Origin of the sequence: Elusimicrobium simillimum (assembly GCF_049639735.1) — a bacterium.
GTDB lineage: Bacteria > Elusimicrobiota > Elusimicrobia > Elusimicrobiales > Elusimicrobiaceae > Elusimicrobium > Elusimicrobium simillimum.
This window is the reverse complement of sequence record NZ_JBEVVA010000003.1, coordinates 1335637-1348007: the sequence shown is the minus strand read 5'-3', so window position 1 is coordinate 1348007 and position 12371 is coordinate 1335637. Positions and strand designations below refer to the sequence as shown.

Here is a 12371-nt window from a genome sequence, read left to right as displayed (position 1 = left end):
GGATATATGCAAAAACATATAGCAGTGGCAGTTAACCGGCAGTAACAATCCTTGGAGGACTAACTTATGCAAAAGCTGTTTAGCTTCTTTAAGCCCCTTCCCGACACAGAAAGGCTTACAGATGAAAAAGAAATAAAAAGATTGTACAGAAACATGCGTATCAAGATGTTCTTTTATATGTATTTTGGTTATGCCTTATATTACTTCACCAGAAAAAACCTTGACTTTGTAAAACCCGCTCTCAGAGATAACTTTGGCTTTGACGTTATTCAGTTAGGTATTATCGGTACAACCATTTACGCCACTTACGGCGTAGGTAAGTTTTTAAGCGGCGTACTGGCCGACAGATGTAACGTAAGAAGTATTATGGCCACAGGTCTTTTATGTTCATCACTTGTTAACCTCGCTTTCCCGTTTCTTCCTAATTTGCAAAGCTGGTTTGCCAACTCCGGTATGACAATACCGCTGGTTGGTTTTGCCGCTTTCTTCTGGGGCTTAAACGGCGTGTTCCAGTCAATGGGCTTTCCTCCCGTCGCTAAAGGCTTGGTAAGCTGGTTCTCCGCAAGCGAAAGGGCCACAAAATGGACGCTTTGGTCATCTTCCCACACATTCGGCGCGTTCTTTGTAGGCGTGCTTATTTCATATTTACTTAAACTGGATATGTGGAAAATGGCCTTTGTTATCCCCGCTATTATGGGTATAACCTACAGCTTGGGCGTTTTACTTTTATTAAAAGATAAGCCTACAAACGTTGGTCTGCCGCCTATTGAAGAGTATAAAAATGACCCTATGCCTATTAAAAATGAAGTAGGCGTCTCTCACTGGTATATTCTTAAAAAGCATATTTTTACAAACCCGTTCCTTTGGGCTTTAGCGTTATCATATGTATTTGTGTACTATGTACGCTTTGCCACGTTGGACTGGGGCACAATGTTCTTAGTTGACGACAGGGGATTCACACAGCAGGCCGCTGTTTCCGCGCTTAAGTGGATGCCTTTCCTCGGTATGCCCGGCGGTATCGTAGCGGGTTACCTGGCTGATAAATTCTTTCAGGGCCGCTGCACGCAGATGAACCTTATTTACTTAACTATTTTAGCGGTAAGCTGCTGGTGCTTTTATAAACTCGCCGGTCCTAACGCTATGATAGTTACATCATTATTCGCGGCTTTTATAGGCTTTTTTGTCGACGGCCCGCAGAACCTGGCCGGCGGCGTGCAAACCAGCCGTATAGTAACCCCGCAGGCGGTATCAGCGGCGTGCGGTTTTACAGGTATGTTTGGCTACTTCGGCGCTATGCTTTCCAGCTCCGGCGCGGCGTATATCAGCAAGCTTTACGGTTGGAGAGGCGTGTTTATATCCTGTATTTTTGCTTGTATTATAGCTGGTATTTTAATTGCCACAACATGGAAGAAAGAGGCCGCTCCTAAAAAGAACGACGCCACCGGCTGTGACAATGCCTGCCATACAGAAGCTCAGTAAAATTTAGTTTAAGTTTTAAAAACCTCCCCATTTGGGGAGGTTTTTTTTGCGCTTCGCGTCCCGGTTATGTCGCGCACTGCGTTTGCTTGGGTTTCAAGCAGCGGAAAAGAATTTCTTCGGCTTTTGGCAAATTTTTGCATAGCAAAAATTAGATTTTGAATATTTTGACTTGGTCAAAATAACAACTTTCAAAATCTTCTTATTAATACGCTCAGCAAGTTTGCCTCGCTTTCCTTTCTTTATTTCACCACATCCACCGTGTTCCCGCACCAAGTGTGCCAAAATAAAGAAAGTCCGAAATTTACTCAAAATCCTGTGAAATTCACTTTTGTTACGGCACTAATAACGGCATAAAAAACCTTGGCCTCACCGGGAAAGTCTTTCCACCCAAAATAAAAGTTAGTTTGTATAATAAATGAGAATTGATTTTGTACTCAGGAGACCCCATGGAACACATTAAGGATAAACAACCCGTAGGCCTTTGGCTTATATGCGCTACGGAAATATTTGAGCGTTTTAGCTACTACGCTATGCGCGCGCTGCTTATACTGTACTTTGTATACGCGCTTAAAATGAACAGGGCCGACGCCTCTAACCTATACGGTTCTTTTACAAGCTTGGTGTATTTATCGGGAATAGTAGGCGGTTATGTGGCGGACAGGTTTATAGGCCAAAAGCTGGCCATAATCTGGGGCGCTATAATGATAGCCATAGGCCAGTTTATGCTGGGCTTTGAAAATATCGGCATGATTTACACCGCGCTTGGTTTTTTAATAATGGGCAACGGGTTCTTTAAAATCAGCATAAGCACCTTCGTTGGCTCTCTCTATGAGAAAAATGACCCCAGGCGCGACGGCGGGTTTACATATTTTTACATGGCTGTTAATATAGGCGCGTTTTTCGCGGGTATTATAGGCGGCGGCATAGGTGAAAAATTTGGCTGGAGATACGGTTTTTGGCTGGCCGGCATTGTAATGATATTAGGCCTATTTATCTTTTTATGGGGCAAAGAAAAATATTTTAAAGGCGTTGGCGACCGTCCCCAAATAGCCAAAGGCGAGTGGGGCAAAGCCGCTATTAACGGCGGTATACTGCTGCTGGTTGCCTTAGTTATATGGAAGTTTGGCTTCTGGATAGGCGCGGGGGTATTGGCGTTATGCGTGGCAATTTTGTGGGCTAAAAAGAAGGCGGCTTCTAAAGGAATTGAAATAAAGTCAGAACTTACGCATGAAGAAAAAATGAAAGTACTGGTAATTTTTATTTTGGCGTTTTTTGTAATTTTCTTCTGGACGGCTTTTGAACAGTCCGGCGCGGCGTTAAACCTGTTTGCTTACGAGCATACTAACAGAATGCTGTTTGGCTGGGAAGTGCCCGCCACATGGTTTCAGTCTTTAAACCCTGTGTTTGTGGTTTTGTTTGCCCCTATATTTTCAAAAATGTGGCTTAACCTGGCGGCTAAAGGTAAAGAGCCTTCTACTCCCGCTAAATTTGTATGGGCGTTATGGCTGCTTGCGGCGGGCTATGTTGTGCTGCTTATTGCCGCTATGCAAATGGGCCCCGGCGTTAAAGTAAATATGATGTATTTAGTTATAACATACGCCGCTTTTACCACCGGCGAGCTGTGCCTGTCGCCTGTGGGCCTGTCACTGGTTACCAAGCTTGCGCCCGTGCAGTTTGTGGGCACGCTTATGGGCGTGTGGAAGCTGGCTAACGCGGCCGCAAATAAACTGGCGGGCTTCTACTCCAGCTATTTTGGCGTAATAAGCAACGAGGCGTTCTTCGGCGGGCTGATAGTAGCGCCGATAGTTGCGTCCGTCATATTAATATCAATAATGAAGCCGCTAAAAAGATGGATGGGCGACGTACGGTAAGGAGGAATTATGGGAAGTTTACTTATAGGTTTAGGCATTGGTCTTGCTTTTATACTTGTGTATTTTTTATACGTAAGAGTGATAGACTTTGTGTTTTCTCTGCCTAAGTTTTTTAAATACAGCGGTTGGAAAAGCGCGGATGGTAAAATTACCTCTATGGCTCCGGCTGAGGTTGGCACGCGCGGCCCTGAAACCGCGGCTTTTTACCGTTTTTTGTATGAGGTTAAGTATACATACTCTTATGACGGTAAGGAGTATAACGGCAATGATTTTCTTGATTATAAACCCGCCGCCGATAAACCGCTTATCTTACGCGTAAACCCCGCTGACGCGGCCAAATCAATAATCTACAAATACAAAAAAGCTAAAAGAGAATTGATACCATAAAATAAAAATCCCCCGGCTAAACCGGGGGATTTTTGTTTAACTTAAAAATTTTTCCGGCGGTGTGTAATTGTCCAACATGCCAAACGCCTCGGCCACCGCTTTTAACGTTATAACACCTTTGTAAGTATTTAGCCCCGATTTAAGGGCGGGGTTTTCTCTACACGCTTTTTCCGCGCCTTTATTAGCCAGTTCTAAACCATATTTAAGCGTTGCGTTGTTAAGCGCGAATGTGGATGACCTGGCGTAAGCGCCCGGCATATTTGCCACGCAGTAGTGTATTATGCCGTCCACCTCGTAAATAGGGTCGGAATGGGTGGTGGGGCGTGAGGTCTCAAAACAACCGCCCTGGTCTATGGCTACGTCAACCATTACAGAGCCCGGTTTCATTATTTTAAGGTGTTCTTTACGCACCAGCTTTGGCGCTTTTGCGCCCGGTATAAGTACGGCGCCTACAACAATGTCAGCGTTTCTAAGGGCGTTTTCCAGCGTTACATTGTCACTAAAGAGGCCGTCTACATTTGGCGGAAGAATCTCGCTAAGGCGTTCAAGCCGTGCCAAATTTAAATCGAGTAAAGATACGTTGGCGCCCATGCCGGCCGCCATTTTTGCTGCGTTGGTCCCCACAACCCCGCCGCCCAGTATGGTAACGCTTGCGGGGGCAACACCGGTAAGCCCGGTGGCCAGCACGCCGCGCCCGCCATAAGGTTTGCCTAAGTAAAAAGCGCCCATTACCATGGCCATGCGGCCTGCCACTTCGCTCATGGGTTTTAGCAATGGTAACGCGCCGTTTTCTTCTACAGTTTCATAGGCTATGCTGATAATTTTTTGTTTAAGGCAGGCTTTTAAAAGCGGCTCGCTGGCGGCAAAGTGAAAGTAGGTAAATAATATTTGCCCTTCGCGCATAAGCGGGTATTCCTGCTCTAGAGGTTCTTTAACTTTTACTATCATATCCGCCGTATTCCAAACTTCAGCGGCGGCGGGTAAAATTTTACAGCCTGCTTTTTCATAGTCGGTGTCTTCTATGGCGGAACCTTTGCCCGCGCCTGTTTCTATATAAACTTGGTGGCCGGCTTTAACATACATCTCAGCGGCGTTGGGGGTAAGGCCAACTCTGTACTCATTATTTTTTATTTCTTTAGGGCAACCAATCTTCATGAAATCTCCTCAGCCTACACTTATGTAAACCTTATGGCAAGCAGCCGTATATTTAAGTATAAATAAAAAAAGCGCTTCTTGAAAAGCGCTTTTTTTATAATTTGTTTAAAATAGATGTGCTTGCAGATAACTTTTATAAGGAAAATATTATTGTTTTTTTGCGCTTCGCGTTCCAGCTATTGCGCTCTCTGCGTTCGCTTGGGTTCCAATCAGCGGAAAAAAATTTCTTCGGCTTTTGGCGTCTTTTTAATTTTTCTGCTTCCACCACACCCACCGTGTTACCCGCACCAAGTGTGCTGGAATCAGAAAAATTAAAAAGACACTCAAAATCCTGTGAAATTCACTTTTACAATGGCATTTATGTTAATTTTTATTTTTACAGTATTACACCGTCGCGGAATATGGAAATTTCTTTATAGCCGTACTCCTCATTTTTGGTGCGTACTTTGCCTGATGCTAAGGCCAAAATATAGTCAAACAGCTGTTCTGTAGCCTCGTCAAAAGTTTTCCCTTCCAGCAATATGCCTGCGTTAAAATCTATCCACTGTTTTTTATTGTTGTACAGGTTAGAGTTAGAGGATATTTTTATGGTAGGCACAGGCGCGCCAAACGGGTTGCCCCTGCCTGTGGTAAACAATATTACTTGCGCGCCGCTGGCCGTAAGGTTAGTTACAGACACCTGGTCATTACCGGGGCCTGTTAACAGGTTAAGCCCGCGCGTGCTAATTTGCTCGCCGTAGTCTAGTACGCCCACTACCTGCGCCCCGCCGCCTTTTTGCGTGCAACCAAGCGACTTTTCTTCCAAAGAAGAAATACCGCCGTCTTTATTGCCGGGGGAGGGGTTTTCGTAAATGGTTTGCTTGTACTTAGTAAAGTAACCTTTAAAATCATTGATAAGGCTGACAATTTTATGGAACACGCCCTCATTTGTGGCGCGGTTCATAAGCAAGGTTTCTGCGCCAAACATCTCGGGCACTTCTGTAAGTATTGTACTGCCGCCAAGCGATACCAACAAATCATTAATTCTGCCGCAAAGCGGGTTTGCCGTAATGCCTGAAAACGCGTCTGACCCGCCGCATTTAAAGCCTAGTGTTAAGTAGGAGGGGGAAAGCGGCTCGCGCTTAAATGAGCTTGCATACTCCGCCAGTTCGCCAAGTATTTTTAGGCCTGCTTCGTACTCGTCTTCCACGTTTTGCGTTACCATGAATTTTACTCTGTTTGGGTCGTACTCACCCAGTACAGGCATGAATGTTTTAAGGTTATTATTTTCGCAGCCCAGGCTAAGTACCAGTACGGCGCCTGCGTTGGGGTTATTGATAATACCTTTTAAAATTTTTTGTGTTGTGGCCTGGTCGTCGCCCAACTGGCTGCAGCCCATGTTGTGCGTGTAGGCAAAAAAGCCGTCTGTCTTACCGGCGAACATTTCATTAGCTTTTTTCTCAAGTATTTTGGCCGTTGTGTTAACGCAGCCTACTGTGGGTATTATCCACACCTCATTACGCACCCCGGCAGTGCCGTTTGGCCTTTTGTAGCCGTCAAAGGTTGCATTTTTATATTTGGCGGGTATTTGCGGTAATGGGGAATCAACTTTATTATAAGTGTAGTTTAGTATGCCCGAAAGATTGGTTTTAAGGTTGTGCACATGCACATGAGCGCCGGCCTTAATATCAACCTTAGCGTGGCCTATGGGGTAGCCGTATTTTATAATGTTTTCGCCCGCTTTTACGTCAACCAGCGCGGCTTTGTGCCCAAAGGGGATATTGTCCAGCAAAGTTATTTCTTTACCTTCAATATTAACCTTAGCCCCCGCTTGCAGTGGCGTTAAGGCCACTGCAACGTTGTCTTTGGGGTTTACTAAAATCATGGTGTTTTCAGCAGACATTTTAATTCCTATTTAACCAGTTCGGCCACAATATCTTTTACAGATTTTGTATTTAATTGTTCAAGATATTTTGCCACGGCTTCTTCTAAACCTTTAACCTCAGTTAAATCCTGGCCGCTCCAAAATTCTTTTTTGGAAAGTACGGCTTTGGCCACCGCTGCGGCGGAAGGTTTGGAAGAATATAGATTGTTAAAGAATTCTATAACTTCAGGCGCGTCTTTAATGGCGTAGTTTGTGCCGTCGGCGCGGGTGCCTGTGAAAGCGCCGTCAATCATTGTGCCCTGGTAGAATTTTATAAACGCCGCTAAAGCGAATGTTAAGATTTTTGGCAGTTCGCCTTTTCTTTTATTATATTCCAGCAGTGACGGTAAGCAGCGCGCGTTAAACTTGCTGCAGCAGTTAAGTGAAATGTCTAAAAGCGCGTGTTTAATGTAGGGGTTTGCAAAGCGGTCGTTAACGGCTTTGGCAAAGGCTTCTAAGTCGGCCCTGGGCAGGTCTAATGTGGGGATAACCTCGTCAAAAAGTAAGCCGTCCACGTATTTTTTAAATATAGGGTCGTTCATAAACTCTAATACTATTGTGTGGCCGGCAAGATATGCGGCGGGTACTGTGGCTGTGTGGGCGCCGTTTAATATGCGCACTTTTCTTGTTTTATACGGGGCTACATTGTCTGTCCACACAACATTAGGGTTGGTTTTGTGCAAGGGTAAAATGTCTTTCCATTCTTGTTTGCCCTCTATAACCCATATGTTAAAAGGCTCGGCCGTTACCAGCAGTTCATCTGTGTAGCCAAGTTCTTTTTCAAGCGCGTCGACTTCCGTTTTGTCTTTGGGGTAACCCGGGACAATGCGGTCAACTAATGTGTTGGTAAATTTGCAGGCGGCCTCAACCCAGGCGGCAAACTCGGCGGGTAAATTCCACGCTGCGGTGTACTGTAAAATATATTTTTTAAGTTCGGCGCCGTTGTAGTCAATAAGTTCTGTGGGTAAAAATAAAAGACCTTTGGTATTGTCACCGTTAAAGGCTTTAAACCTTTCATATAAAAACGCCGTCATTTTGGCGGGGAAGGAGGAGGGGGGAGTGTCTGTAATTTTATCTTCTTCCTTATATGATATGCCGGCTTCTGTTGTATTAGAAATTACTACTTCAAGTTCCGGGTTTTTAGCGGACCCAATAAATTTTGCGTAGTCTGATAAAATATTTAAACATTTTGAAACTGACGTAATCGCTCTTGTTTGTGATACTAACTGCCCGTTGTCAATGCCTCTTGTTACTACTGTATATAAACCGTCTTGCTTGTTAAGTATTTCTGATTTGCCCGCAGAGCGCGCTGTAGTTAAAAGTATGCTGCCTTTATAATCACCTGCTTCGTTAACTACATCCACCATCCAGTCCGCAAACGCTCTTAAAAAATTGCCCTCGCCTATTTGAAGAATTTTTTCCGGATATTTGCCATAAACTTTGGTTACAACTTCATTAATCTTTTTCATTATGCACACTCCATAGGTTTAGAATTGTAATTACAACAATAAATTAAGTTTTGAAAAACAAATCCTCACAATTAACATTTGTATCATATCTTGTAAAGAAAAACAAATTGTTGTTTTTTTTGCCAAGATATGATAAATGTATTTGGGTACGCCTTTTTTAAAAATATTAATCAGGAGATTTTTTAATGAACGAGATGCTGAAAGAAATTTCTAACATCGGCATAGTGCCGGTTGTGGTGCTGGATGACGCGGCGCAGGCGCTGCCGCTGGCCAAAGCGTTATGTGACGGCGGGTTAAAATGCGCTGAGGTTACCTTTAGAACCGCGGCCGCGGAAGAATCTATAAAAATAATGGCTAAAGAAATGCCCGACATGCTTGTGGGCGCGGGTACAGTACTTACTACAGAGCAGGCGGACAGAGCGATTGCCGCCGGCGCTAAATTTATAGTAAGCCCCGGGCTTAACCCCAAAATTGTTAAACACTGCCAAGAAAAAGGTATTACAATAATACCCGGCTGCGCTAACCCCAGCGATGTTGAGGCCGCGCTTGAACTTGGCCTTGAAGTGGTAAAATTTTTCCCCGCGGAAGCGGCCGGCGGTATTAATATGATTAAGGCCATGGCCGCGCCTTATACTAATGTAAAGTTTATGCCCACCGGCGGCGTTGACATGAAAAACCTTAACTCTTACCTGGGGTTTAATAAGGTTATAGCGTGCGGCGGGTCATGGATGGTTAATAAGGAATACCTTAAAAATAACGATTACGCCACAATCACCAAACTTACCAGAGAGGCTGTGCTTGCCATGCTTGGCTTTGAGCTGCAGCATATAGGTATTAATATGCCTGACATAGAATCCGCGCGCGGCGTAGCGGCGCAGTATGAAAAACTTTTCGGCTTTGTAAGCAAAGAGGGCAACGGCTCTTTCTTTGCCGGCACAGGCTTTGAAGTTATGAAGAAACAGTTTTTAGGTAAATGCGGACATATCGCCATAAAAACAAACTATATAGAACGCGCAATGTACTACCTTAAACAGCATGGCGTAGAGTTTAATATGGAAACCGCTAATTACGACGCGGCCGGCAACTTGATGACCATTTACTTTAAAGAAGAAATTGGCAATTTTGCCCTGCACTTATTTCAAAAAAAATAAATTGGAGAATATAAAATGTCTAAAAAAGTAATTACATTTGGCGAACTTATGCTCAGGCTTGCTCCTGAGGGGTATTATAGATTTTCACAGGCGGACAGTTATGGCGCGACATACGGCGGCGGCGAGGCTAACGTGGCGGTGTCACTTGCTAACTTTGGTTTAAACGCTGCTTTTGTAAGCAAAATGCCTAAGCACGAAATTGGCCAGGCAGGCATTAACTCACTTAGAAAATACGGGGTGGACACATCTTTTATAGCGCGCGGCGGCGACAGAGTGGGCATTTACTTTTTAGAAAAGGGCGCCAGCCAGCGTCCGTCTAAAGTTATTTATGACAGAGCGGGCTCATCCATAGCCACAGCTGCGGAAGCGGATTTTGACTGGAACAAAATTTTTGAAGGCGTAGAATGGTTTCACTTTACGGGCATTACCCCGGCGCTTGGCGACAATGTTACCGCTATTTGCGCGGCCGCCTGCAAAGCCGCTAAAGAGCGCGGCATTACAGTTAGCTGCGATCTTAACTACCGCAACAAACTCTGGAGCAAAGAAAAAGCCGGCCAGGTAATGGGCGAACTTTGTAAATACGTAGACGTCTGCATAGCTAACGAGGAAGATTCTTCAGACGTGTTTGGCATTAAAGCTAAAAACACAGACGTTGCCTCCGGCAAAGTTAACCACGACGGTTACAAAGAAGTAGCTGAGGAACTTAAAAAAAGGTTTGGTTTTAAATACGTTGCCATTACACTAAGAAGTTCAATTTCCGCTAACGACAACCGCTGGGCCGCCATGCTTTACGACGGCAAAGACTTCTTTTTCAGCAAAGAATATTTAATGCATATTGTTGACCGCGTGGGCGGGGGTGATTCCTTCGGCGCGGGGCTTATTTACTCTCTTATCAGCGGCTACAAAGCGGCCGACGCTATTGAATTTGCCGTAGCGGCAAGCTGTTTAAAGCACTCTATTGAGGGAGACTATAACCAGGTTTCCGTTGACGAAGTTAAAAAGCTTGCCGGCGGCGACGCTTCAGGCAGAGTGCAGAGATAACCTATGCAAATGACTTTCAGGTGGTACGGCAAAGGCAACGATTGCATACCTTTAAAACATATTAAACAAATTCCCGGTGTGTCTGGCGTGGTATGGTCACTGCACGATATGCCCGCCGGGGAGTACTGGCCCATGGAACGCATAGAGGAAGTTAAAGCGCAGGCGGCCGAGTACGGTTTAAATATAGACGTGGTGGAAAGCGTTAACGTGCACGAAGACATTAAACTAGGCTTGCCTACACGTGAAAAGTATATTGAAAATTACAAAAATACACTTAAAAACCTGGGCAAAGCCGGCGTAAAAGTTGTGTGCTATAATTTTATGCCTGTGTTCGACTGGACCAGGACCGACCTTTTTAAAGCGCTGCCGGACGGTTCCACAGCGCTTTTTTATGAGAAGGCAAAAATTGACGGCATAGACCCCATTAAGTTTATGGACCAAATGTCTAAGCAGGAAGGCCTGGGCACCATGCCCGGCTGGGAGCCTGAAAGGCTGGCCAAACTAAAAGAACTTTTTGTTTTATACAAAGATATGACCGAAGAAAAACTTTGGGATAACCTGAAGTACTTTCTTGAGGCTATTATACCCGTGGCCGAAGAAGCCGGCATAAAAATGGCCATTCACCCAGACGACCCGCCATGGAATATTTTTGGCCTGCCAAGAATTATTACAAGCAAAGAAAATTTAGGTAAATTTTTAAAATTGGTTGACTCCCCGGCTAACGGTCTTACGTTGTGCAGCGGCTCTTTAGGCGCGTCTGAAAAAAACAATATACCTGATATTGTGCGCACCTATGGCGACAGAATTTATTTTGCCCACATACGTAACGTAAAACGTTTTGAAAACGGTGACTTTACCGAGGTTTCGCACCGCGGTTGCGACGGGTCGCTTGATATTGTGGAAATAGTAAAAGCTTATCATGATATAGGTTATAAATATTATGTGCGCCCTGACCATGGCAGACATATCTGGGACGAAAAATGCCGCCCCGGTTACGGCCTGTACGACAGAGCGTTAGGCATAATGTATATGTGGGGCGTGTGGGATACGCTGGAAAAAAACTATTAAGGAGAAATTTATGGAATGGAAAGATAAAGTTGCCGTAATTACAGGCGCTGGCGGGGTACTGTTAAGCGCGTGCGCAAAAGAGTTGGCCTCAAAAGGTGTTAAAATTGCCGTTTTAAGCAGAAAACTTGAAAACGCCCAAGCCACATTAGACGCTATTACAGCAGCCGGCGGCACGGCCAAAGCTTACGCGTGTGACGTGCTTGATAAACCCGCGCTGGAAAAAGCTGAAGAACAAATTTTTAAAGATTTTGGCCAATATCATATTTTAATAAACGGCGCCGGCGGCAATATGCCTAAGGCCAACACCACGTCTGAAGTTTTTAATCAGGAAGACATGGATAACCCGGGCACTTTATCTTTTTTTGATTTAGACCCCGCCGAAGTACAAAAAGTATTTAACGTTAACTTTTTGGGTACATTTATTACAACACAGGTTTTTGCCAAACGTATGATAGGCGTAAAGGGCGCCACTGTAATTAACTTTTCCAGCATGGCCGCCTTGCGCCCTATGACAAAGGTGCTTGGCTACAGCGCCGCCAAAGCCGCCATAGATAACTTTACAAAATGGTTAGCGGTGCACTTTGCGGAGCAAGGCCTTAGAGTTAACGCCATTGCCCCCGGTTTCTTTTTAACCAACCAGAACAGAGCGTTGCTTACTAACCCGGACGGTTCTCTCACGCCGCGTTCTAACAAAATTATTTCACATACCCCCATGAAAAGATTTGGAGAAGTGGAAGATTTGTTTGGCGCCATGTTGTGGCTGTGCGATGAGGACGCGTCCGCCTTTGTCACCGGCACAGTGATAGCCGTGGACGGCGGGTTCAGCGCTTACAGCGGCGTATAATTT

The 12371-nt window shown here is 44.9% G+C and carries 10 protein-coding genes; 7 read left to right on the top strand and 3 right to left on the bottom strand.

Annotated features, from left to right (window positions below; translation table 11 throughout):
• Window positions 1-66 precede the first annotated feature (66 nt).
• From AAIR98_RS07055 to AAIR98_RS07045, 3 genes are all read left to right on the top strand, one after another.
• Entirely contained in the window at window positions 67-1479 is a 1413-nt protein-coding gene (locus AAIR98_RS07055) for an MFS transporter (RefSeq protein WP_423971491.1), read from the top strand.
• Between the two features lie 446 nt (window positions 1480-1925).
• On the top strand, window positions 1926-3350 hold the full coding sequence (locus tag AAIR98_RS07050; protein WP_423971490.1) for a peptide MFS transporter: 1425 nt from the start codon (window positions 1926-1928) through the stop codon (window positions 3348-3350).
• Between the two features lie 9 nt (window positions 3351-3359).
• Entirely contained in the window at window positions 3360-3737 is a 378-nt protein-coding gene (locus tag AAIR98_RS07045; RefSeq protein WP_423971489.1) for a hypothetical protein, read from the top strand.
• Window positions 3738-3773: 36 nt separating this feature from the next.
• Here the strand turns inward: AAIR98_RS07045 and ald are convergent, their stop codons facing one another.
• From ald to AAIR98_RS07030, 3 genes are all read right to left on the bottom strand, one after another.
• Window positions 3774-4892, bottom strand: a complete 1119-nt coding sequence (ald, locus tag AAIR98_RS07040) for an alanine dehydrogenase (RefSeq protein ID WP_423971488.1) — start codon at window positions 4890-4892, stop codon at window positions 3774-3776.
• A gap of 376 nt (window positions 4893-5268) precedes the next feature.
• Complete coding sequence (locus tag AAIR98_RS07035) at window positions 5269-6774, bottom strand: UxaA family hydrolase (RefSeq protein WP_423971487.1); 1506 nt, start codon at window positions 6772-6774, stop codon at window positions 5269-5271.
• 8 nt (window positions 6775-6782) lie between these two features.
• Window positions 6783-8264 carry a tagaturonate reductase gene (locus tag AAIR98_RS07030; RefSeq protein ID WP_423971486.1) on the bottom strand — a complete coding sequence of 494 codons (1482 nt, stop codon included), beginning with the start codon at window positions 8262-8264 and terminating at the stop codon, window positions 6783-6785.
• A gap of 185 nt (window positions 8265-8449) precedes the next feature.
• Here AAIR98_RS07030 and AAIR98_RS07025 point away from each other — a divergent pair, with 185 nt between their 5' ends.
• Genes AAIR98_RS07025 through AAIR98_RS07010 form a run of 4 tightly spaced genes read left to right on the top strand, consistent with a single transcriptional unit; the run spans window position 8450 to window position 12368 of the window.
• Window positions 8450-9415: a bifunctional 4-hydroxy-2-oxoglutarate aldolase/2-dehydro-3-deoxy-phosphogluconate aldolase gene (locus tag AAIR98_RS07025; protein ID WP_423971485.1), complete on the top strand. Its 966-nt coding sequence runs from the start codon at window positions 8450-8452 to the stop codon at window positions 9413-9415.
• 15 nt (window positions 9416-9430) lie between these two features.
• Window positions 9431-10456 carry a PfkB family carbohydrate kinase gene (locus AAIR98_RS07020; protein WP_423971484.1) on the top strand — a complete coding sequence of 342 codons (1026 nt, stop codon included), beginning with the start codon at window positions 9431-9433 and terminating at the stop codon, window positions 10454-10456.
• A 3-nt stretch (window positions 10457-10459) separates the two neighbouring features.
• Window positions 10460-11524, top strand: coding sequence for a mannonate dehydratase (uxuA, locus tag AAIR98_RS07015; protein WP_423971483.1), 1065 nt, complete (start codon window positions 10460-10462; stop codon window positions 11522-11524).
• A 10-nt stretch (window positions 11525-11534) separates the two neighbouring features.
• A complete protein-coding gene (locus AAIR98_RS07010; protein WP_423971482.1) occupies window positions 11535-12368 on the top strand; it encodes an SDR family oxidoreductase in 834 nt (277 codons plus the stop codon).
• The last annotated feature ends 3 nt before the right edge of the window (window positions 12369-12371 follow it).